The 21183-nt window shown below is 61.0% G+C and carries 20 protein-coding genes; 8 read left to right on the forward strand and 12 right to left on the reverse strand.

Annotated features, from left to right (window positions below; genetic code table 11):
* Nucleotides 1-176 precede the first annotated feature (176 nt).
* Entirely contained in the window at nt 177-443 is a 267-nt protein-coding gene (gene rpsO, locus B9Z52_RS02540) for a 30S ribosomal protein S15 (protein ID WP_019428565.1), read from the reverse strand.
* Nucleotides 444-758: 315 nt separating this feature from the next.
* On the opposite strand from rpsO, the gene pobA reads away from it, so the two are divergent.
* Both pobA and B9Z52_RS02550 read left to right on the forward strand, forming a co-directional pair.
* A complete protein-coding gene (gene pobA, locus B9Z52_RS02545) occupies nt 759-1955 on the forward strand; it encodes a 4-hydroxybenzoate 3-monooxygenase (protein ID WP_108412261.1) in 1197 nt (398 codons plus the stop codon).
* A gap of 275 nt (nt 1956-2230) precedes the next feature.
* A complete protein-coding gene (locus B9Z52_RS02550; RefSeq protein ID WP_108412262.1) occupies nt 2231-3100 on the forward strand; it encodes a CoA transferase in 870 nt (289 codons plus the stop codon).
* 231 nt (nt 3101-3331) lie between these two features.
* Here B9Z52_RS02550 and B9Z52_RS02555 read toward each other — a convergent pair whose 3' ends face one another.
* The 4 genes from B9Z52_RS02555 to B9Z52_RS17815 all read right to left on the reverse strand — a co-directional run bounded on the left by B9Z52_RS02555 (nt 3332) and on the right by B9Z52_RS17815 (nt 6140).
* The gene (locus tag B9Z52_RS02555) at nt 3332-4144 is read right to left on the reverse strand and encodes an enoyl-CoA hydratase (RefSeq protein WP_108412263.1); all 813 of its coding nucleotides are present in this window, start codon (nt 4142-4144) and stop codon (nt 3332-3334) included.
* A gap of 27 nt (nt 4145-4171) precedes the next feature.
* Complete coding sequence (locus tag B9Z52_RS02560; RefSeq protein ID WP_108412264.1) at nt 4172-4669, reverse strand: nuclear transport factor 2 family protein; 498 nt, start codon at nt 4667-4669, stop codon at nt 4172-4174.
* 35 nt (nt 4670-4704) lie between these two features.
* On the reverse strand, nt 4705-5931 hold the full coding sequence (locus B9Z52_RS02565) for an MFS transporter (RefSeq protein WP_199222018.1): 1227 nt from the start codon (nt 5929-5931) through the stop codon (nt 4705-4707).
* A gap of 62 nt (nt 5932-5993) precedes the next feature.
* On the reverse strand, nt 5994-6140 hold the full coding sequence (locus tag B9Z52_RS17815) for a hypothetical protein (RefSeq protein ID WP_158270496.1): 147 nt from the start codon (nt 6138-6140) through the stop codon (nt 5994-5996).
* Here B9Z52_RS17815 and B9Z52_RS02570 point away from each other — a divergent pair.
* The gene (locus B9Z52_RS02570) at nt 6139-8241 is read left to right on the forward strand and encodes an alpha/beta hydrolase domain-containing protein (RefSeq protein WP_108412266.1); all 2103 of its coding nucleotides are present in this window, start codon (nt 6139-6141) and stop codon (nt 8239-8241) included. The genes B9Z52_RS17815 and B9Z52_RS02570 overlap by 2 nt on opposite strands.
* Nucleotides 8242-8264: 23 nt before the next feature.
* Complete coding sequence (locus tag B9Z52_RS02575) at nt 8265-9236, forward strand: tripartite tricarboxylate transporter substrate binding protein (protein WP_108412267.1); 972 nt, start codon at nt 8265-8267, stop codon at nt 9234-9236.
* A gap of 212 nt (nt 9237-9448) precedes the next feature.
* Here the strand turns inward: B9Z52_RS02575 and hppD are convergent, their stop codons facing one another.
* Nucleotides 9449-10531, reverse strand: a complete 1083-nt coding sequence (hppD, locus tag B9Z52_RS02580) for a 4-hydroxyphenylpyruvate dioxygenase (RefSeq protein WP_108412268.1) — start codon at nt 10529-10531, stop codon at nt 9449-9451.
* Between hppD and B9Z52_RS02585 the strand changes: the two genes are divergently transcribed.
* Both B9Z52_RS02585 and B9Z52_RS02590 read left to right on the forward strand, forming a co-directional pair.
* Nucleotides 10530-10973: a hypothetical protein gene (locus B9Z52_RS02585; RefSeq protein WP_108412269.1), complete on the forward strand. Its 444-nt coding sequence runs from the start codon at nt 10530-10532 to the stop codon at nt 10971-10973. The two genes, hppD and B9Z52_RS02585, sit on opposite strands and share 2 nt — an antisense overlap.
* 165 nt (nt 10974-11138) lie before the next feature.
* Nucleotides 11139-11687: a DUF1003 domain-containing protein gene (locus B9Z52_RS02590; RefSeq protein WP_108412270.1), complete on the forward strand. Its 549-nt coding sequence runs from the start codon at nt 11139-11141 to the stop codon at nt 11685-11687.
* A gap of 17 nt (nt 11688-11704) precedes the next feature.
* Here B9Z52_RS02590 and B9Z52_RS02595 read toward each other — a convergent pair whose 3' ends face one another.
* The 4 genes from B9Z52_RS02595 to B9Z52_RS02610 all read right to left on the reverse strand — a co-directional run bounded on the left by B9Z52_RS02595 (nt 11705) and on the right by B9Z52_RS02610 (nt 16686).
* Complete coding sequence (locus B9Z52_RS02595) at nt 11705-12253, reverse strand: hypothetical protein (RefSeq protein ID WP_108412271.1); 549 nt, start codon at nt 12251-12253, stop codon at nt 11705-11707.
* Between the two features lie 105 nt (nt 12254-12358).
* Complete coding sequence (locus tag B9Z52_RS02600) at nt 12359-13960, reverse strand: DHA2 family efflux MFS transporter permease subunit (RefSeq protein WP_108412272.1); 1602 nt, start codon at nt 13958-13960, stop codon at nt 12359-12361.
* A gap of 15 nt (nt 13961-13975) precedes the next feature.
* Nucleotides 13976-15190 carry an HlyD family efflux transporter periplasmic adaptor subunit gene (locus B9Z52_RS02605; RefSeq protein ID WP_369907839.1) on the reverse strand — a complete coding sequence of 405 codons (1215 nt, stop codon included), beginning with the start codon at nt 15188-15190 and terminating at the stop codon, nt 13976-13978.
* Between the two features lie 41 nt (nt 15191-15231).
* Entirely contained in the window at nt 15232-16686 is a 1455-nt protein-coding gene (locus B9Z52_RS02610) for an efflux transporter outer membrane subunit (protein ID WP_233251777.1), read from the reverse strand.
* A gap of 318 nt (nt 16687-17004) precedes the next feature.
* Here B9Z52_RS02610 and B9Z52_RS02615 point away from each other — a divergent pair, with 318 nt between their 5' ends.
* Nucleotides 17005-18408: a phosphatidylserine/phosphatidylglycerophosphate/cardiolipin synthase family protein gene (locus tag B9Z52_RS02615; RefSeq protein WP_233251778.1), complete on the forward strand. Its 1404-nt coding sequence runs from the start codon at nt 17005-17007 to the stop codon at nt 18406-18408.
* Between the two features lie 158 nt (nt 18409-18566).
* Nucleotides 18567-19160 carry a DUF4377 domain-containing protein gene (locus tag B9Z52_RS02620; RefSeq protein WP_146182765.1) on the forward strand — a complete coding sequence of 198 codons (594 nt, stop codon included), beginning with the start codon at nt 18567-18569 and terminating at the stop codon, nt 19158-19160.
* A gap of 127 nt (nt 19161-19287) precedes the next feature.
* On the opposite strand, the gene B9Z52_RS02625 is transcribed toward B9Z52_RS02620, so the two are convergent.
* The gene (locus B9Z52_RS02625; RefSeq protein ID WP_108412276.1) at nt 19288-20649 is read right to left on the reverse strand and encodes an MATE family efflux transporter; all 1362 of its coding nucleotides are present in this window, start codon (nt 20647-20649) and stop codon (nt 19288-19290) included.
* Nucleotides 20650-20677: 28 nt separating this feature from the next.
* Nucleotides 20678-21145: a MarR family winged helix-turn-helix transcriptional regulator gene (locus tag B9Z52_RS02630; protein WP_108412277.1), complete on the reverse strand. Its 468-nt coding sequence runs from the start codon at nt 21143-21145 to the stop codon at nt 20678-20680.
* Nucleotides 21146-21183 lie beyond the last annotated feature (38 nt).

Here is a 21183-nt window from a genome sequence, read left to right on the forward strand (position 1 = left end):
CTGCACTGTGGGCCCGGAAATTGACGCTCTGAACTCGATGCCATTCCACAAATCCTGGCTTGACAAGCCTTGTGGAATGACACAGCGCGGGTTCTTCCTGACAAATTCCGACTGAAAAAAGAATAAAGCGCCTGAGCTAGTGTCCTAACTCAGGCGCTTTTCATCTGGAGAGACGATTACTTACGCAGGCCAAGCTTGGCGATCAGCGCAACGTAACGGTCAGCATCACGGGACTTGAGGTAGTCCAGCAGCTTGCGGCGACGGCTGACCATGCGCAGCAAACCACGGCGACCGTGATGGTCTTTGGCGTGTGTTTTGAAGTGGGGAGTCAACTCGTTGATGCGAGCAGTCAGCAAAGCGACTTGGACTTCTGGGGAGCCAGTGTCGTTTGCAGCACGTGCGTTGGCCTTGACGACCTCGGCTTTGATTGAAGATGCAATCATGGGTTTTCCTTGTATTTCGCGTGGATTCAAAAATGAATTTCAGCGTGTGAATGACTTGCGCCAACTGCCGGAAAAGCGGATGGCGTGCGCTTTGCAAATCGCAAAACAGATCAATTATAGCGCGAAACGATTCAAGCCCAAACACCGTGCCGCCAGCAATTTGTATGACTGAGAAAAAATGACAAGCGTCAATTTGCGCGATATTCGCACAAAAAAACCAACAAACGTGCAAAGCATCCCACCAAATCACCTAAGGCCGTCAAGCACTGCATAAGCTCGCGCTCAAGGTTTTGAGACACCAACACGGAGACACCCATGAGCACCACACGTACCCAAGTTGCCATCATCGGCGCAGGCCCTTCGGGCTTGTTACTGGGCCAATTGCTTTTCAAAGCAGGCATCGATGCCATCATCGTAGAGCGCCAAACCGGAGACTACGTGCTCTCGCGCATCAGGGCAGGCGTACTGGAACAAGTCACCATGGACCTGCTGGATGAGGCCGGTGTGGGTCAGCGGATGCACGCAGAAGGCCTGATCCACGGCGGCTTTGACCTGCTGTTCAAGGGTGCGCGCCACCGCATCGACATGAACAAGCTCACCGACGGCAAAAACGTGATCGTCTATGGCCAAACCGAAGTCACCCGCGACCTGATGGACGCACGCCAGGCTGCAGGGCTGCCGACGGTGTACGACGCAGGCAAGGTGCAGGTGCACGACTTCGACAGCCAAAAGCCCCGCGTCACTTACGAAAAAAACGGCCAGCTGCACACCATCGAATGCGACTTCATCGCCGGTTGCGATGGCTTTCACGGCGTGTGCCGCGCCAGCGCACCCAAGAGTGCCATCAAGGAATACGAAAAGGTCTACCCCTTCGGCTGGCTGGGCGTGCTGTCTGACACACCGCCCGTCCACCACGAATTGATTTACGCCAACAGCACACGCGGCTTTGCCCTGTGCTCGCAACGCAGCGCCACGCGCAGCCGTTATTACCTGCAAGTGCCGCTGACCGACAAGGTTGAGCAATGGTCCGACGAAGCCTTCTGGGACGAACTTCGCAACCGACTTGACCCCGAAGCCCGGGAACACTTGGTGACCGGCCCGAGCATCGAAAAAAGCATCGCCCCGCTGCGCAGCTTTGTGACCGAGCCCATGCGCTTTGGCCGCATGTTCCTGGCGGGTGACGCCGCGCACATCGTGCCGCCCACCGGTGCCAAGGGCCTGAACCTGGCCGCCACCGATGTGAAGTACCTGTCCACCGCCATCATCGAGTTCTACCAGGACAAGACCGACGCGGGCATCGACAGCTACTCCGAACGGTGCCTGCGCCGCATCTGGCGCGCCGAGCGCTTTTCGTGGTGGTTCACCAGCCTGATGCACCACTTCCCGGAAAACGGCGAGATCGGCCAAAAGTTCCAGGACGCCGAACTCGACTACCTGATCCACAGCGAAGCGGGCTCGCGCACCATGGCCGAGAACTATGTGGGCTTGCCGCTGGACTTTGGCGATCATTAAGGCTCCGGTCACCCGCCCCATGGAGACCGGGACACAGCCCACCAACGCAGCTGGGGTCAGCACTGTTGATTGCCAGAAACACACCCTGCGGGCGATTGCCGATTTCTGTAGGAGCCCACCCTGTGGGCGATTCCGTGAATGGCCGGTATGCCCAAAATCGCCCACGGGGTGGGCTCTTACAAGGACACCGACAAAGCGTGCAAAGCCTGCGTGACACGGTACGGATCAGGGCATACCGATAATGTCAAGTGTCTTTCACTGCCCTCAGATTCAGCATGTCTTCCACAAAACCCCTGCGCGGTGCGCGCGTCCTCAGCCTTGCCTTGAACCTGCCTGGCCCTGCCGCGCTGATGCGCCTGGCGCAAATGGGGGCCAGCTGCACCAAGGTCAACCCGCCATCGGGCGACCCGATGCAACACTACACACCCGACGGCTATGAGCTGCTGCACAAAGGTGCCAAGCACAAAACGCTGGACCTCAAAAACGCCGCCGGTCAGGCCGCACTGCACAAGCTGCTGACCAAGACCGATGTGCTGCTGACCTCGTTTCGTCCTTCGGCCCTGCGGAAATTGGGCTTGAGCTGGAAAACACTGCACAAGCAATACCCCACACTGAGCTTGATCGAAGTGGTCGGTGCCCCCGGCCCGCTGGCCGAAATCCCTGGGCACGACCTCACGTACCAAGCGGAAGTCGGCTTGGTCAACGGCATGGACTTGCCCCCCAGCCTGTTCGCCGACATGGGCGGTGCGCTCATGGCCAGTGAAGCGACACTCAAGGCCTTGATCACGCTCAAGACCACCGGCAAAGGCAGCCACCACGAAGTGGCCTTGTCAGACGCTGCCAAGTGGCTGGCACTGCCCCGCCAGTTGCGCATGACCACACCCGAGGGTGCAGTGGGTGGTGCGCACGCGGGCTACCGCATTTATGCCTGCAAGAACGGCCGCGTGGCCGTGGCGGCGCTGGAGCCGCACTTTGCCATCAGCCTGTGCGAAGCCGCTGGCGTGAAGCTGGCGCACCCGGTCAAAGACCTGTTCAAGCCCGCCACGCGACAAGCCATCGAGACCTTCCTGGCCAGCCAGACCCGCGCGCAACTGGACAAACTGGCCACGGCCAAAGACATCCCCCTGATGACACTCGACAAGTGATTCGTTGACAGCCCCTGCGTCTGCCCCTTATGGAACCGGCCCCTTGAAGTCTTGAGTGACAGGCAAGGGATGGGTGCTTTGTAGGAGCCCACCCCTGTGGGCGATGGCTTGCGATGGAGGTATGGGTTCAATCGCCCACGGGGTGGGCTCCCACAAAAACAAACGCATGGCCGAGCAACACAGGGGCAATTCAAACTTCATGGAGCCGAATCGACAGTCCGCCCCTGAGCTTCATTTACCCGTGAATTGCGGCGCGCGTTTTTCCATGAAATGCGCCACGCCTTCGCGGAAGTCTTCACTCGCAAAACTGCGGGCCATCTCTGTGTTGGCCTGGCGGGTGTTTTCTGCCAGCGTCTGGAACGGCGCGTCGTACTGCTGGCGCTTGATCACCGCCATCGAGCGCGGCGACACGTTGTCCACCAAGTCACGCGCATAGGCGTACGTTGCGGCGGCCAAAGCCTCGGGCGCAAACACCTTGTTGACCAAGCCCATGGCCTGCGCCTCGGGGGCCAGCACCTTGCGGGCCGACAGCAGCAAATCCATGGCGTTGGCGTGGCCCACGATCTTGGGCAGCATCCAGCTCAAGCCGTGTTCGGCAATCAAGCCGCGCCTTGAAAACGCGGTGGTGAACACCGCGTTTTCCGCCGCAAAGCGGATGTCGCAATACAAGGCGTGCACCAAGCCAATGCCCGCTGTTGCGCCGTTGAGCATGCCGATGACCGGCTTGGGGATCGCCGGGTAAAACCCGTAACGCGTCTGGTAGTCCAGCCGCTGGTTCACATCAAAAGGCCGCGTCCAGCTGGTGGCGGTGATGTCGCTCGGGTCCAGGCCCTTGAGCAAATCCATGTCGGCCCCCGCGCAAAAGCCCCGCCCTGCCCCCGTGAGCACGATCGCGCGCACGCCCTCGTCTGCGGCGGCCGCGTCCATGGCCTCGCGCACCTCGCGCTCCATGACGGCGGTCCAGGCGTTGAGCTTGTCCGGGCGGTTCAAGGTGATGGTCGCGATGCGGTGTTCCACCTTGTAAATGATGTCTTGGTAACTCATGACAGGCCTTTCAAAGCGTTTAACCACTCACACCGTGCGTTTGGCACGGGCCAAAAATGCTTGGGTGGCAGGCTGGTCAATCAACTGCTGACTCCAGCGCTTGAGCACCTTCTCCAGGCGCGGCGCAGCCACCCCCAGCTGCACCATGGCCACACCGCCGTTGACCGATTCGCTGTAGTCGGCAATCAAGCCATCACGCAGCTCAAAGCGGCTGATGCCGTCGATCACCACCTGTCGCCCCGCAAAATCATGCACCTTGGAGGTGAAGCTCGACAAAGACCGGGCATAGGCCAATGACCCATTGCACACAGGCTCGAACATCTCCCAGCGGTAATCGGGGCCGGCATCGCGGTGAAACAGGTCGCTCATCATGTGGGCGATGTCGGCCCGGCCCGTGTGGTCGCCGTAGATGTAGTCGTGGTACACGCCGTCCGGCGTGAAGCACTGCGCAAAGGCCTCGCCATCGCCTGCTTCGGCGGCGGCCGAAAACCGTTTCAACAACGCTTCAAATGCGGCTTGTTCCATGGTCTTGTCTCCTCTGTGGTTTCTCTTCAATCGGCTCAGGTGTCGGGTAAGGGGTCAGGCAAGCGCTGGAGTGTGCGCACCTTGGACGCGGTGATGATCACGGCCTGCAAGCCAAAGCCCAACACCACGCACCACAGGCTGACCGAGGCCGGGAAATACACCCCCAACACACCGCCCAGCGCCGCACCCAGAGGCCGTGCGCCCGTGCTCGCCACGATGATGATGGACGTGACCCGCCCGATCATGGCGCGTGGCGTGACCGTCTGGCGCAAGGTGGTCGAGGTGATGACCCAAAGGATCGGGCCCGCACCGTACAAAAAGTAGGACAAAGCCGCCAACCAACCGTAGGGCCAAAACAAGGTCAAGGCCATCGTCAGCGCCGACAGAACCGAGACATACGGCCCCACCAAAATCGCCCGGCCAAAGGGCAATGCCGCCACCACGCGCGGTGCCAGCAAAGACCCCACGATCATGCCCACGCCATAGCAAGCCAGCGTCACCCCCACGCCGCTGGCGTCCAGCCCCAGGTCGTGGATGGCATAGGGCACATAAGCCGCTTGCAGCATGAACCACGAGATGTTCCAGGCGACCGAACAAAACACCATGGGCCTGAGCAGATCACTTTGCCAAACCCACTTGGCACCATCTTGCAACTCCAACAAGGGGTGCCTTGCGGGCATGGCCGCCCGTGCGGGTTCGGCAATGCCGCGCAAACACAGCACCGCAGCCACCGACAACATGCCCGACAGCACAAACGCCGCTGGTGCACCGGTCCAAGCGATCAGCGCACCGGCCAATGCAGGCCCTGCAGCAAAGGCAGCGCTGCGGGCCAGCTCCAATCGGCCATTGGCCCGCGCCAACCCCTCCACCTGCACCAGCGCGGGCACCAGCGAAGGCGCGGCCACGCTGAAGGCCACCGTTCCCACAGCGGCCATGAAGCCGATCACCGCCAGCGCCGTGATCGACACCTGCCCTGTGAGGATCAAGACCAACAACAGCAACAAGGCCAGCGCCCGCAAGGCCTCGGCCAAGGCCATCAGGCGCGTGCGTGAGGTGCGGTCGGCCAGCAAACCCAAAGGCATGGACATCAGCAAAAACGGCAAGGACTGAACAGTGGCGAGCAAGCCGATCTCGCCAGGCCCGGCCTTGAGCATCAGCACCGCCACAATGGGCACCGCCGCCAAGCTCAATTGTTCGGCCGATTGGGCCAAAAGGTTGGACAGCGCCAGACGCTTGAATGCAGCGGAAAAAGGTGGAGACATCAAAAGCCTTTCAATCTGGCCCATGCTAGGGCCTGCCAGCGCGGCGGGCAGTCACGCATGCTTCAGCCGCACACCGTTCCAGCGCTGTCACCAAGGCGGCTGTTCAGACCTTCGCGCCCCCGCCACTGCGGGTCTGCACCCTTGAAGCCACCGTGCGATTCCGATTGAATCGAAATCCACTGCCATCCGGCAGCCCCTGGAGTTTTCATGAACGCACCCTCCTCTTGGCTCTTGGCCAGCGCACTGCTCGGACTGGTGAGCACCACCACCCAAGCCCGCGTCACCCGCATCGTGATCGACGACACACGACCTGTGACAGCCGTCCCCGGCAAGCCTGCGGGCATCGCATACGAACAAGTCGTTGGCCGCGCCTTTGGCGAACTGGACCCCAAGCTGGCGCAAAACGCCATCATCCAGGACATTGAGCTGGCCAAAGACGCCGACGGCAAAGCCCGCTACATGGCGTCCTTTGTGATCTACAAGCCCGTGAACCTCAAAGACGCCAATGGCCTCATGTGGCATGACGTGCCCAACCGGGGCCGGGTGGGCTTGCCCGCTGAGCAAGAGCTGGCTGCAGGCGACATTGGCCTGCTCAGCGCCTGGCAAGGCGACAACGCAGGCGCCACCACCGTCAAACCCAAGGCCACCATCGACGGCATGCAGTTTTTGCAGGTGCCCGTGGCGCGCAACGCCGACGGCAGCCCAGTCATTGGCCAAGTGTTCGCCCGCATCGTCAACCGCTCTGGCCCGGCATCACAGCCGCTCATGGTGCAGACCAACCCCGTGCCCTACAAACCCGCCAGCCTCGACACCACCCAAGCGACCTTGGTCTCGCGCGGGCGCGAGAACATGAACGGCGAAGTCTTTGACGAGCAAAGCATCGCCCCCACCGACTGGGCCTGGGCCCAATGCGACGCGCAAAACCCCTTTCCGGGCACGCCCGACCCCACACAGATTTGCCTGAAAAACGGGTTTGATGCCAAGCGCCTGTACCAGGGGGTCTTCACGGCGCAAGACCCCTATGTGCTGGGCATCGGCTTTGCCGCTTGGCGCGATGTGGCTGTGTTCTTCAAGCACGCCAAGGCCGACGACGCGGGCACCCCCAACCCGGTGGCCAGCGCGGTCACGCACAGCATTGCGCGGGGCGTGTCGCAGTCGGGCAATTACCTGCGCGGCTGGCTGCACCTGGGCTTCAACCAGGACGAGGCAGGCCAACAAGTGCACGAAGGCCTGTGGCCCATCATCGCGGGCCGCCGCATCGCGCTCAACTTCCGCTGGGCGCAGCCCGATGGCGTGCTGGAGCTGTACCAGGCGGGCAGCGAAGGCCCGCAGTGGTGGCTGCCCCACCCCGACCCGGTGCGCGGCACGCCCGCAGCGGGCATCTTGGACCGCTGCACCCAGACCCGCACCTGCCCCAAGATCATGGAGCACTTTGGCTCGGCCGAAGTCTGGGCCTTGAAGCTCACGCCCGAATGGATCGGCACCGATGCCAAGCAAGACCTGCCGCTGCCCGCCCATGTGCGCCGCTACTACATCGCCAGCAGCAACCACGGCGGTGGCGCAGGCGGTTTTGACACCAGTGTGCCTGGCGCAGGCTTGCCCAAGGCTGGCCCCATGTGCCCGGGCAACAACTTCGGCCAGGGCTTGCTGCCTGCCAACCCGGTGCCGCACAAAGAGACCGTCAACGCCTTGCGCCTGCACTTTCGCCACTGGGTCATGAAAGGCACCGAGCCGCCCGCCAGCCGTTACCCCATGTTGGGCAAAAACCAATTGGCTGTGGCCGAGAAAACCGCGCTGGGCTACCCCAGCCTGCCGGGCCTGCGCCCCACCGTGCCTGAGCGCGACTTCATCATGCCCGTGCACGACTACGACTGGGGCCCTGGTTTCAAGGCCGTCGATGGCTCGGGCGTGCCCAGCAACGCACCTCCAAAAATCAAACAAGTGCTGAAGATGTACGCGCCCAAAGTGGACGCCGATGGCAACGAAGTCGGTGGCGTGCCCGTGGTGCTGCTCGATGCCCCGTTGGGCACGTACTTGGGCTGGAACGTGACCGCAGGCGGCGCCAAACCCTTCCATCAGGGCGAGATCTGCAACTACGTGGGCGGCATGGTGCCCTTTGCCAAAACGGCTGCCGAGCGGCAAGCCAACAACGACACCCGCCTGTCGTTGCAAGAGCGCTACGGCTCGCACGACGGTTATGTGCAGGCTGTTCAGAAAGCGGCTGACAGCGCCATGAAAGAAGGCTTCCTCTTGCCCGAAGACGCGCAAGCCCTGATCGACGCCGCCCAAAAGAGCGCCGTGCTGCGCTGACACCAACTCATCTGAATCCGACCATGAAAAAACACATCTTTTGTCTGGCCACCGCACTGTGCATGGTGCCTGCCCTCGCGCAGGCACAAAGCGCCGACTGGCCCAGCAAGCCCATCCGCCTGATCGTGCCGTTTCCGGCGGGCGGGCCGACCGATCTGGTGGCCCGTGAAGCGGCCAACATCTTGCGTGAAGAGTTCAAACAAACCGTCATCGTGGACAACAAGCCCGGTGGCAACGGCACCCTCGGTCATGCCGTGTTGGCCAAATCACCGGCCGATGGTTACACCATTGGCCTGCTGGTCATCACCGTGGCGATTGCGCCGCACTTGGGCAACGCCCCGTTTGACACCTTTAAAGACTTCGCGCCCATCAGCAACATGGTCTCGATGACACCCATCGTGGTGGCCAACAACAACGCGCCTTTCAACACCCTGGCCGAACTGGCCAGCCAAGCCAAGGCCAGCCCCGGCAAGCTGGCATTTGGCACACCGGGCGTGGCCACCGTGCCGCACCTGGCTGCCGAGCTGTTCCAGATGCAGTCAGGCACACAGCTCAACCACATCCCTTACAAAGGCGCAACGCAACAAATCCAGGATTTGATCGGCGGCTCCACGCAGCTGGACTTCCAAAGCTCCTTGGTGGTGGCCATGCCGCAAATCAAGGCTGAACGCATCAAGGCCCTGGCCGTGCTGTCCGACCAACGCTCACCCCAGCTGCCCAACGTGCCCACGGCCAAAGAGTCAGGCTACCCAGGTCTGGTGGTGTCGCCCTGGTTCGGACTGGGTGCGCCTGCGGGCACGCCCGCTGACATCGTTCAGAAAATGCATGGCGCCATTGCCAAAGGCTTGGGCAGCAAGGAAGTCCAAGACCGCTTCGCGGCCATCGGCGCGTCAGTACATCCCAACAAATCCCCCGCCGAATTCTCGGCCTACATCAAATCGGAGTTCGAGCGCTGGGGCAAAGTCATCAAAGCTGCCAACATCAAGGCCGAGTAAGCACCCAGTGACGGCCAGCCCAAGCCCTGCTGTCGACATTTGCGACAATACGGCCCATGCATTCAGAAAACCTGTTGGAACAATGGACCATGCTGGCTTATCGCTTGGCCGGTTACGCCACGACCAACCTGATCGATGACCCGGCCATGCTGGCCCTGATTTTTTGCTGAGCCCTTGGGCCCACAGCGTGATGCTAATGGGCCCCATTTTTTTCAGGCCGCGTCCACTTCGATCGCCCCTCGGCGAATCTGATCGCGCTCCAGACTCTCAAACAAGGCCTTGAAGTTGCCTTCGCCAAAGCCCTCGTCGGCCTTGCGCTGGATGAACTCGAAGAACACCGGACCCAGCAGCGTTTGGCTGAAGATCTGCAGCAGCAAACGCTTCTCGCCATGGGCCGTGGAGCCGTCCATCAAAATGCCACGCGCCTGCAACTCGGGCACGGGCTCGCCATGGCCCTTCAGGCGCTCTTCGAGCATCTCGTAATAGATGTCGTTGGGCGCGGTCATGAGCGGAATGCCCGCCATCTGCAAGGCATCCACACTCTTCAAAATGTCGTCGGTCAGCAGCGCAATGTGCTGGATGCCCTCGCCGTTGAATTGCATCAGGAACTCCTCGATCTGCCCGCCGGTCTTGCCCGACTCTTCGTTGAGCGGGATGCGGATCATGCCGTCGGGTGCCGTCATGGCGCGGCTGGTCAGGCCCGTGTGCGTGCCTTGAATGTCGAAGTAACGGATCTCGCGAAAGTTGAAGATCTTCTCGTAAAAGCTGCCCCAAAAAGCCATGCGACCTTTGTAGACGTTGTGCGTCAAGTGGTCGATGAGTTTGAAGCCATGGCCGGGCGGGTGACGGTCCACGCCCTCGATGAATTCAAAGTCGATGTCGTAAATGCTCTTGCCGTCTTCATAGCGGTCGATCAAATACAGCGGCGCACCGCCGATGCCCTTGATGGCGGGCAGGCGCAACTCCATGGGCCCGGTGGGCACATCCACCGGCTGCGCGCCCATCTCCAATGCGCGGGCATAGGCCTTGTGCGAGTCCTTCACACGAAAGGCCAAGGCGCAGGCACAAGGGCCGTGCTCGGAGGCGAAGTAACCCGCCAGGCTCTTGGGCTCGCGGTTGACGATGAAATTGATATCGCCCTGACGGTACAGCACCACGTCTTTGGACCGGTGTTTGGCCACCAGCGAAAAGCCCATTTTTTCAAACAAGGGTTCCAGCAAACCAGGCACAGGCGAGGCGAACTCGACAAACTCAAAACCGCACAAACCCATGGGGTTCTCAAACAAATCAGCCATGAAATTCTCCAGCCATAAACAGGGCCATACTGCCTTGTACGCACGGCCCGAATTGAAATCGGTCAAACAAAAAAGGGGGTTTGCAGGACGGATCTTCAGGTCCGACGTGGCGCTTGTGGATCACCAACATGTCGGGGCTGAAGCCGCCGACCTGCAAGGAAAAATTCACACCGACTGCGGCGGCGCACAAGGCTTGCCCCGCGTGCTGCGCGCGAGGTGGATACCGACGATCAAGACTTGGATGCTCATGGGGAAATTGTCAACAGCAGCCTTTGAGTTTGCCTGCATTTGGGTCATCGGTCCAGTTTTAAAATATGAACACATCGGCCAAGGCCACACTGACCCCTCTTGCAGACAGCGCACCGCCGTGCCCAGCCCAATGCCAATCGCAGTACCCGTGATGAGGTTCGTTTTCTGGGGCAATCGCATGGCCATTTCTTGAATGTGAAAGCGCCTGACCGACAAACGCGCCAAACCAAGAGACCTTCGCAACTCAAACGCCACTGCGAAGCACTGCACCAAACCCGGTAAAGAGCCAGCCGGCATGACGCGAAGCCTGCTAGCCTGCTAGCCTGCTAACCTGCAACGCCACACCGACGAGGTCCACATGACATCCAAAAACAACGCGGTCAAACTCTCCCCGCATGACGAAGCCCAGCAGCTTGAGTTGCTGCGCAAGCACCGTCGGGCTCACCGGGAAAAACACGCCATCATCCCGACCCTGTCGGTCGAACACATCAAAATTGCGCCGCCCACCCGCGGCCAATGGCTTGCCGACATCGTGGCCGCCACGGTGGGTTCGTGGCGGTTCATCATCATCCAGAGCACCGCCATCGTGGTCTGGATCGTGGGCAACGTCTTGAGCGGCACAGCGGCCTGGGACCCCTACCCCTTCATCTTGCTGAACTTGCTGCTCTCGTTTCAGGCGGCCTACACCGCGCCAGCGATCATGATGAGTCAAAACCGCCAGTCCGAGATGGACCGCCGACATGCGCAGAACGACTACGAGATCAACGTCAAGGCGGAGCTTGAAATCGAACTCTTGCACGAAAAAATCGACATCATGAAAGAACAGGAATTGCTGATGCTGACCCAGGCCGTGCGCGAGCTGTCCGAGGAAGTGAAGGTTCTCTCAAAGCGGCTGACTGCCCACTGAACAGGCCAAACAAACCCTCAGAAACCTCGACCCGCACCCATGCCACCACTCATGCCACCGCCTCGGCGGCGCATCTCATTGCCAGAGCGCGACTCAGGGCGACGCCCATCGCCGAAAGCGCTGTCGGGCCCCGCCATGGGCAAAAAACTGGGTAAGGTGCCCAGCAAAGCCTGATTGGCCAACAGCTGCTGGGGCGGCGTCAATGCGGCATACAAATGCTTGGCCGCCAGCTCTGCGTCTTCCAGCAAGGTCAAGCGGTTTTGCAAATTCATCACCAAAAGACCCATTTGTGCAGGTGCAGACTCCTGTGCGCTCGGCACCACAGGCCGCTCACGGTAAAAATGCTGGGTGTAAGCCTCGACCTTGGACTGGTATGCCCGCCATAAGGACAATTGCTCTGCGTTCAACTGCAGTTGAAGTTGCACCTGCTCCAGAGAATCCACGGGACGCGCGGCCGAGATGCCCTGAGCACGAGGCACCGCATCTGGCGATGCATCAGCCAACGTGGGCTGCGCGTGACTGGCCAGCGCAAACACCCACCCCAACAAGCCAACGATTTTTTTCATGTACCAACAATGCCTTGGATGAGCACCCAGCTTAGCGCTTGCAGGGGGCGAAGCGCAACGCGGCAAAGCAAAGTTAAATGAAGTGGCGAGGCTGCGCTGACCTGTTCAATGCGCACCACCCGCATCTGAAGTGCCAGAAGCCGCACCACGCGCAGCCGGTCTGCGGGTCAGCCAGATCATGCTGATCAGGCCCAGGAAAATCCAGGCCGAGGCCATGAAAATGTCATCGGCGGCACGCGTGTAGGCCTGCTGGTCAATCAGCCGGTTGATTTGCAGCAAGGCCTGTTCAGCGCTCAGGCCTGATGCCTGCAACGAGGCCACGGTCACACCAAACACCCCTTGGCCCTGCACCAGGGTTTCGGTCAGGTGGGCATGGTGCATCGCAGCGCGGCTGTCCCACAGCGTGGTCACAATGGATGTGCCCATGGCCCCAGCCGTGATGCGGGTGAAATTGCTCAAACCCGCAGCCGAAGGGATCCGTGCAGGTTCAATGCCCGCCAGCGTCAGCGTGGTCAGCGGAATGAAAAACATTGCCATGGCGGCGCCTTGCAACACGGTGGGGATCAGGATGTGCGCCATGTCGGTTTGGGTGGTGAATTGCGAACGCATCCACAACACCACGGCAAAACCGATGAACGCTACCGTCGCGATGCGTCTGGGGTCCCAAACAGCGATCTTTTTGCCCACCACCGGTGTCAGCAAAATGGCCAGCAAACCCACCGGAGCCAGCGCCATGCCGGCCGATGTGGCGGTGTAACCCATCCACTGCTGCAACCACAAAGGCAAGAGCACCACATTGCCAAAAAACAAGGCATACGCGACCGACAAAGACAGCGCACCGAATGAGAAATTGCGCCGCTTGAACAGGCGCAAGTCCACCACCGGGTGCGCGTCGGTCAGCTCCCAAACCACAAAGACCGCAAACGAAATCACGGCCACGAGACCCAAGATGACGATCTGATCAGAAGCAAACCAGTCCAGCTCTTTGCCCTTGTCGAGCATGAGCTGCAAGGCCCCCACCCACAGCACCAGCAAGGTCAAACCGACGCTGTCGATGGGCAGTTTGCGTGTGGGCGTCTCGCGGTGTTTGTAAATGCTCCAGGCCATGCCCACCGCCAACAAACCAACCGGCACGTTGATGTAAAAAATCCACGGCCAAGAAATGTTGTCGGTGATCCAACCGCCCAAAAGCGGCCCGACCACGGGTGCCACCAGCGTGGTCATGCCCCACACCGCCAAGGCCATGCCAGCTTTGGCCGCTGGGTAACTGCTGAGCAACAAGGTTTGCGACAAAGGAATCATCGGCCCCGCCACCAAGCCCTGGATCACCCTGAAAAATATCAGCATCTCCAGCGATGGCGCAAAGCCACACAGCCAGCTGGCCAGTACAAACAGCAGGATGCTCATGCAAAAAAGACGCACTGCACCGAATCGCTGCGTCAACCAGCCCGTCAAAGGCACAGAAATCGCATTGGCCACACCAAAGCTGGTGATCACCCAAGTGCCTTGGCCCGGGCTCACGCCAAGATCACCCGCGATGGCGGGAATGGACACGTTGGCAATCGACGAATCCAGCACATTCATGAAGGTCGCCAAGGACAAGGCCAAGGTGCCCAGCAACAAGGTTGGGCCTTGCAAAGGCGGCAAAACTGCCGGTGCCAGTGAGCCCATGCCGGGTGGTGTGCTTGCAGTGTCGGTAGAACTCATACGAGGTACTGCAGATCAGCGCACCGTGACCACCGGGCGGCCTAAGTTGGCCGCGATGATCTGCTTGACCCGCTGCTGGGCACCTTGCTGCTGCGAATCAAATACCGCCGTGGTCACCGCAGCCGCTGCGCGCGGGACATCGGCCAGCGACTTGCCACTGCTGTCTTTGGTGTCCACGGTCACGTCCATCGACAGGCCCACGCGCAAAGGGTGCTCAGCCAAGTCTTTGGGTTCAATCGTGATGCGCACCGGTACGCGCTGCACCACCTTGATCCAGTTGCCCGTGGCATTTTGCGCAGGCAGCAAGGCAAAGGCCGCGCCCGTGCCAGCACCCAGCCCCAACACTTTGCCGTGGTAGACCACTTTCTGACCATACACATCGGCTTGCATCTCGGCAGTCTGACCTATGCGCAGGCTTTGCAACTGGCTCTCTTTGAAATTGGCATCGACCCACAACTGGTCCAAAGCGACCAGGGTCATCAGCGGCGCTCCAGCCTGCACCCGCTGGCCCAACTGCACACCGCGTTTGGCGATGTGGCCATCAATGGGGGCCAGCAGCTCTACACGTTGGCGGGCCAAATAAGTCTCCTGCACTTTGGCCGCGGCCCGCTGCACGCCAGGGTGCTCGGACACACTCGTGCCATCGGTCTGGGCCTGGCTGGCAGCCAGCTGCTCCTTGGCCGCCTGCACGGCAGATTGGGCTGCCGTCACAGCGCTTTGAGCTGCCGTCACCTGGGCGGTGGCGTGCTGGAACTCTTCTTTGCCAATGGCCCCGCTGGCCACCAAGGGCGCACGGCGCTGGGCATCGGCCTCAGACCGCGCCAAATCGGTCTGAATGCGGCGCAAATCTGCTTCGCGGGCTTGAACCTGGGCCTGCACGGTGCTGGTGTTGGCAAACAGCGTGCGCACCTCGCGCACCGTCTGTGCCAACTGGGCTTCGGCCTGGGCCAGCGCCACTTGCGCATCCGCCGCATCAAGCTTGACCAAAACCTGGCCGGCTTTGACAAAGTCGGTGTCCTCCGCGCCGATGGCCACCACCGTGCCGCCCATTTGTGGCGTGATTTGCATCACATTGCCCGCGACATAAGCGTTGTCGGTGTTTTGGTAGTGCCGCCCGGTGAACCAATGCCAGCCCCCCCAAATCAAGCCGCACACGCCCACGGTGACGGCAATGAGGGTCAAGCCCTTGCGGCGGGCGGTACTGGATTCGGTCGGCGTCAATGAAGTCATGGTCATGCTTTGAAAAATTGGTCTTGTGCTTGAAGACCGGCTCACAGGCCAGTCCGTGCGATAGGGGCTGTCGGGGTCGATGTGTCATGCCAGCCACCGCCCAAGGCCCGCATGAGGTTCACTCGGGTATCGAGCTGGCGAGCCTTCAGGTCAATCGCGGCCCGGCGCTGCGACAACACCAAGGACTCTGCCGACAACACGGCCAACAGATTGCCCAAACCGGCTTGGTAACGCTGTTGCGCCAAGGCATGGGCGCGCTCGGCACTGGCCAGCGCCAAAGATTGCTGGCCGTACTGGCGATCTACCGATTGGCTGGAACTGATCGCATCGGTGGTTTCCTTGACAGCCTCCAACACCGTGCTGTTGTACTGGGCAATGGCCATCTCGCGCTCGGCCTGACGGCCCGACAGCTGCGCACGCAGGCGCCCACCATCAAACAGCGGCAGGCGCAAAGCCGGGGTCACGCCGTACTGGCGGCTGCCCGAGTCCAGCAACTGGTTCAGGCCCAGTGCGTTGAAGCCGACGAAAGCACTGAGATTGATGTTGGGATAAAACTGCGTGCGGGCTTGCTTGACGTCCTGCTGGGCCGCCTCGACCCGCCAAAGCGCAGCCACCACATCAGGGCGGCGCCCCAGCAAATCAGCACCCACCCTGGCTGGCAAAACTTCCAACTCAAGGGCGCTCAGCTGAGGGCTCAGTCCATCCAGTGCGTGGGGCGGCTGCGCACTGAGCGCCGCCAGTTGGTGACGCGTCAGTGCCACTTGTTCTTTCAGGCCCTCGACTTGTGCCTGTGCATCGGACAGGCTGCTGTCCGACTGGGCTTGGTCCAATTGCGTGTCCAGGCCCGCCTCGCGGCGCTGCACCACGATTTGCTGAACCGCCTGGCGCTGCTGCTGCATGCGCTCGGCCACGGCCAGCTGCGCCATCCAACGGGCCAACACCACATAAGCATGGGCCACCTGACTGGCCAGTGCGTTGGCAGCCACAGCCGCGTCAGCCTGGGCTGCGCGGGTTTGGCCAATCGCCGAGGCCAGCTCGGCAGCATGCTGACCCCAGACATCGGGTGACCAGCCCAGGTTCAGCTGCGCCGTATCGTTGCTCCAGACGCTGCCAGCAATCGGTTTGGGGAACAGGCCATTGGCGCTGTAACGCTGGCGGCTGAAATCGGCCCCCAGGGTGGCCTGCGGCAAACTGGCCGCACCGACCACACCAGCGAGCGCCTGCATGCGCTGCACCCGGGCCTGCGCCGTGGCCATGGACGGGTTGTCTTGCAAACTTTGCCGAATCAACGCATCCAGCTGAGGATCGCGCCAGCTTTGCCACCAGGCATCCATCACCAGCGATGTGCGGACCTCCGGCAAACCCAAGGCTGGTGCTTGCAACAGTGCGGCAGAAGTTGGCCCCGTGTCGGGGGTCGAACACGCGACCAGCCCTGCGGTCACGCTCACGGTCAAAGCGATGGTGCGGCCCGCAGAAAATGTGGGGGGGAACTTCATGAGGGAACTCATTTTCAAAATAGAGAAGGCTGGAGGCTGCGCTGAACATCGGCTCAGGCACCACCCGACCTTGTGAGAACCGTTGATGCTAACCGCCGCAGCCGTGGCGGGTCTTCGTCAAGGTCATTCACCTGCTGTTATTTCGCCTCGCTGCGCGATCCCCGAACGCTGCAATGGGTGGACAATCAACACCGCCCATGCTCAAATTTTCAACACATTCATCCCATCTTGTGATGGGCCTTCTGATCGCTTGTGTCGGACTGGCCCAAGTCGATTGGGAAGACATGCCCAACCAGCCCCTATACAGCGAGCCCGTGCATGTGGCGTGAACTTTTCGCGCCGCAATGGGTTTCAGTGCACGGGCTGGTGACCACATTGGCTTTGGGCATCTACTTGGCCAATTCGCATGCCCGCAAACAGCGCAGGCACCCATCGGCCGCCATCGCTTGGTTCGTGTCCTTGGCACTGATGCCCTACCTGGCGCTGCCGCTTTACCTGCTGCTGGGCAGCCGAAAGATACCGCGCAATCTTGTCGGTCTGCACGTCCAACCCACGGCTGCAGCTATGAAGCCTCCAGGCTTGTCGCGTACCCAGATCCTGGCCAGCACGCTGGGCCTGCCTCCGGCCTCAACTTACGAGCATTTTGAACTGCACGAAGACGGCCGCCAGGCGAGGCAGTCCTTGATGGCCATGATCGACAGCGCCACCACCACACTGGACATCTGTGTGTTTGTGATGGGGCAAGACGCGCTGGGTCAGGAAGTGGCTTTGCACCTCATTCAAAGTGCTCAAAAAGGCGTTCAGGTCAGACTGCTGGTGGATGGTGTCGGGGCCTATCTGGGCGGGCGCCTCAATTGGCGCGCATTGACCGACGCGGGTGTGCATGTCAGCCGGTTTGTCTCCCCTTTCCTCTCGCCTTTGCCGGGACGAACCAACCTGCGCAACCACAGAAAAATGGCCATAGCAGACAGCTGCCGCGTGTGGATGGGCGGACGCAATTTGGCGGCCGAATATTTTGAAGGCGACCCCAGCCGGCGCCAGCCCAAAACAGCCTGGACCGACCTGAGTTTCGTATTGAGCGGTGCCATCGCGCTGCAAGCGCAAAACCAATTCCACCAAGACTGGACCTTTGCCACACAAGCGCAGCGTCAAGAACCCACAGCGCCGCCAGATATGACCGTGGCTGCACCCTGCGTGCAATGGCTGCCCAGCGGTCCAGACCAGGCCGAAGACACGCTCTACACCTTGTTGATCTCCAGTTGCTTTGCAGCGCAAAACCGAATCATGGCGGTCTCGCCTTATTTTGTTCCGGATGCCACGTTGCAAATGGCACTCACTTTGGCCGCACGGCGCGGCGTGCTTGTCGATCTGGTGCTGCCTCGCAAATCGAATCACCGATTGGCCGACATGGCCCGCCACGCCGCACTTCGCGAGCTGACAGCAGCCGGCGCACGTGTCTGGCTGACGCCTGAAATGATCCACGCCAAAGCCGTGGTCATTGACGATGAACTGGCCATGGCAGGCTCGGCCAACTTGGATGAAAGAAGCCTCTTCCTCAACTACGAAGTGATGGTGGCCTTCTACAAACCCACCGACATTGAACAATTTGCCCAATGGATGGCGCGCCGCCGCCAAAGCGCTCAGCCTTACGAAGCCCAAGCCACCAGCCTGCTGCGAGAACTGTTGGAGGGCATGGTGCGGTGGCTGGCCTTCCAGCTCTGATGCGCAGGCGACCCAACAAAAAATTTCCAGCAAATCACCAGCAAAGGCACAAGCGCCTGTGAAATCAACAAAACCGCTACGCGGCTTTTCGTACACTGAGCCAGCTGCACACACCGCTTGGTGGTACACCGTTGATGGCCACACGATTTGAAAACTTCATGAAAAAAGCCCGACTCCTCCCGTCGCTCTGTGCCAGCTTGATCGCGGCCATCGGCTTGTGTGCCAGCAGCACGGCCTTGGCACAAATTTGCACCCGCGAATACGCACCCGTGTGCGGTCAAGTGCCAGGAGAGCCAGCCCCCCACACATTTGCCAACCGCTGCTTGCTTGACGCGGCGAAAGCCAGCTTCGTGTCGCAAGGCGAATGCACAGCGAAGCGCACACCATCCCCCACACCGACGCCCATGGTCGGCAACGATGTCGATGCCCACGGCTGCAAAAGCTCGGCAGGCTTCGTCTGGAACGAGGAGCTCAACCAATGCGTGCGGCCCTGGATGAGCAGCGCCATCACGCTGGAAGTGGCCCCCCACCGCCGCACCTGCACCGGCGTGATGGTCATGCAATGCCTCAAGGTGCGCGAACGGGTGCCTGGACAAGCCACCCCCAAATGGGTTCCGTTTTTTGGCGACATCGCAGGTTTCAAGCACGTGCCAGGCCAGCACTACACCCTGCGCGTGCGCAAAGACAAACTCGAAACACCACCCGCCGACGCGCCTGACATCACCTACACACTGCTGAAGGTCTTGCCTTGACAGCGCCACTGGCGCCACTGAAAAACCCCAGGTCGTCGGCACCTGCGACGAAACACCACAGAAAACCCTCAAACTGCGTTCTCTGTCTACACCTGTCCGGCTTCGCCAGCATGCACAACGGGCCAGGCTAGACCTTGCTGGCGCTCTCGCCCCAAGGCGTGGCGCGCATGATGAGCACCGTGCTCAGGCCATAGACGGCCATGCCTGCCCCCACCAAGGCAAAGATCATCCAAGCGGGGGACTGCCAATCAGCCAGCAGCCACCCACCCAAGGCCACCACCAGCAGTCGCAAGGTGCCAGCGATCACGGGGCCGATGGCTTTGCCCGCGCCGAGTGACGAAAAGTAGAGCGACAAGCCCAAACCAAAAAATCCATAGAACGGCCCGGCCCACAAAAAGTAGCTGCCTGCGGACGCGAGCACCGACGCGTCTTTGGAATACAGCGACGTCCACACATCAGGGGCCAAGGTCACGATCAGGCCCAACACCGCCAGCAAGGCGGTGGCCACGGCAGCAGCCGTCCACGCCACTTGGCGAGCCCGGGCAATGTGGCCCGCACCAATGGCCATGCCCACCAAAGGCACCGAAGCCACGCCCACAGCAAACGCAATGGGTACCAACAAAAACTCCAGGCGCGTACCGATGCCATAACCCGCCAAAGCCTCGGTGCCAAAAGTGGCCACCAAACGGGTCAGGATCAAAATGGTCAGCACCGTTTGAAAAGGCGAAATGCAGGCCACCGCCCCCACGCGCAAAATGTCCAGCAGGTGCTTGCGATCGAGTGGCGTGTTGCGCACGGTGAGTCGGATCTTGCCGCGCCCAGACGACAGGTAGACCCATAAAAACACCGCTCCGCCCAGGTTGGCCAACACACCACCCGCCGCCACGCCGTGCATGCCCAGTTGCGGCATTGGGCCCCAGCCCAGACCCAGGGCCCCTGCCAGAAGCACCTGCGCCAAGGCCACCACAAAGAGTGTGACCGAGGGCACCAACATGTTGCCGCTGCCGCGGATGACCGAAGACAGCGTGTTCACGATCCACACGAACACCGAGCCGACAAAGGCCACTTCGCAATACGCCACGGCTTGGGCCAGTGCCTCGCCCTTGCCGCCCAGCGCAGACATCATCGCCCCGCCCAACAGCGCCATCAAGAGCATGAACACCAGGCCCAGCGAACACCCAATCCACAAAGCATGCACCGCCAGCACATTGGCCCGCGCAGCATCGCCTGCGCCCAAAGCCCGACTCACGGCAGACGACACGCCACCGCCCATGGCCCCGGCAGACATCATGGTCTGAAGCATCACAAACGGAAACACCAACGCCATGCCCGCCAAGGCGGGCGCGCCAAACTGCCCCACATAACTGGTCTCGGCAATGGCGGCCAGCGCCGTGGCCAGCATGGCCACCATATTGGGCAGAGAAAACTTCAGCAACATCGGCAAGATCGGCCCGACCAGCAAAGGGTTGGCTGTAGCGTTTGAATTCATGGGGTTTCCGTTCAGGGGTGGTTTGAATTCACTCACCGCTGGCCACACCGGCCAGGGGTTCGAGCAAAGCCATGGAACTGTCAATCAAATCATGCAGCTGCGCGACCTTGTCCGGGCCGAGCATGCGGTGGATGTCGTCTTGCGCCACACGCCAGCGGCGCTGCGCTTCGGTGCGCTTGAGGCGCCCGGCTTCGGTCAGGCTCACCAAGCGGCTTCGGGCGTCTGGGCCCGCAGACACCAGCACCCATTGCGCATCCACCAAAGGCTTGAGGTTGCGCGACAGTGTGGATGTGCCCATCTTGATGCGACCGGCCAGCTCGGTTTGCCCAATGGGCCCCAACTTGGCGATGTAAGAGAGCAAAGAGTATTGGGTGGTCTTCAAGCCCACCTTGGCCAGCTGCACGTCGTAGTGCTGCGTCACACGCCGCATGAACTGCCGCAACTTGAGGTTGGTGCAACCCTGTGGACTGGCCGCAAGAGAAAAAGTCTCTGTCATTGAACAATTGTAACTGCAACAATTGCATATGCAATCAA

It is taken from the genome of Limnohabitans sp. Jir72 (assembly GCF_003063575.1).
Classification (GTDB): Bacteria; Pseudomonadota; Gammaproteobacteria; order Burkholderiales; family Burkholderiaceae_C; genus Limnohabitans_A.

Bases quoted from the DNA above. Each gene is read 5' to 3' on its own strand.
- B9Z52_RS02590 (WP_108412270.1), top strand. From the start codon at position 11,139: ATGACATCCAAAAACAACGCGGTCAAACTCTCCCCGCATGACGAAGCC.
- B9Z52_RS02600 (WP_108412272.1), bottom strand. From the start codon at position 13,960: ATGAGTTCTACCGACACTGCAAGCACACCACCCGGCATGGGCTCACTG.
- B9Z52_RS02605 (WP_369907839.1), bottom strand. From the start codon at position 15,190: ATGACTTCATTGACGCCGACCGAATCCAGTACCGCCCGCCGCAAGGGC.
- pobA (WP_108412261.1), top strand. From the start codon at position 759: ATGAGCACCACACGTACCCAAGTTGCCATCATCGGCGCAGGCCCTTCG.
- B9Z52_RS02550 (WP_108412262.1), top strand. From the start codon at position 2,231: ATGTCTTCCACAAAACCCCTGCGCGGTGCGCGCGTCCTCAGCCTTGCC.
- B9Z52_RS02555 (WP_108412263.1), bottom strand. From the start codon at position 4,144: ATGAGTTACCAAGACATCATTTACAAGGTGGAACACCGCATCGCGACC.
- B9Z52_RS02595 (WP_108412271.1), bottom strand. From the start codon at position 12,253: ATGAAAAAAATCGTTGGCTTGTTGGGGTGGGTGTTTGCGCTGGCCAGT.
- B9Z52_RS02585 (WP_108412269.1), top strand. From the start codon at position 10,530: ATGAAATTCTCCAGCCATAAACAGGGCCATACTGCCTTGTACGCACGG.
- B9Z52_RS02575 (WP_108412267.1), top strand. From the start codon at position 8,265: ATGAAAAAACACATCTTTTGTCTGGCCACCGCACTGTGCATGGTGCCT.
- B9Z52_RS02565 (WP_199222018.1), bottom strand. From the start codon at position 5,931: ATGTCTCCACCTTTTTCCGCTGCATTCAAGCGTCTGGCGCTGTCCAAC.
- B9Z52_RS02625 (WP_108412276.1), bottom strand. From the start codon at position 20,649: ATGAATTCAAACGCTACAGCCAACCCTTTGCTGGTCGGGCCGATCTTG.
- B9Z52_RS02615 (WP_233251778.1), top strand. From the start codon at position 17,005: ATGTGGCGTGAACTTTTCGCGCCGCAATGGGTTTCAGTGCACGGGCTG.
- rpsO (WP_019428565.1), bottom strand. From the start codon at position 443: ATGATTGCATCTTCAATCAAAGCCGAGGTCGTCAAGGCCAACGCACGT.
- B9Z52_RS17815 (WP_158270496.1), bottom strand. From the start codon at position 6,140: ATGAAAACTCCAGGGGCTGCCGGATGGCAGTGGATTTCGATTCAATCG.
- B9Z52_RS02630 (WP_108412277.1), bottom strand. From the start codon at position 21,145: ATGACAGAGACTTTTTCTCTTGCGGCCAGTCCACAGGGTTGCACCAAC.
- B9Z52_RS02610 (WP_233251777.1), bottom strand. From the start codon at position 16,686: ATGAAGTTCCCCCCCACATTTTCTGCGGGCCGCACCATCGCTTTGACC.
- B9Z52_RS02560 (WP_108412264.1), bottom strand. From the start codon at position 4,669: ATGGAACAAGCCGCATTTGAAGCGTTGTTGAAACGGTTTTCGGCCGCC.
- B9Z52_RS02570 (WP_108412266.1), top strand. From the start codon at position 6,139: ATGAACGCACCCTCCTCTTGGCTCTTGGCCAGCGCACTGCTCGGACTG.
- hppD (WP_108412268.1), bottom strand. From the start codon at position 10,531: ATGGCTGATTTGTTTGAGAACCCCATGGGTTTGTGCGGTTTTGAGTTT.
- B9Z52_RS02620 (WP_146182765.1), top strand. From the start codon at position 18,567: ATGAAAAAAGCCCGACTCCTCCCGTCGCTCTGTGCCAGCTTGATCGCG.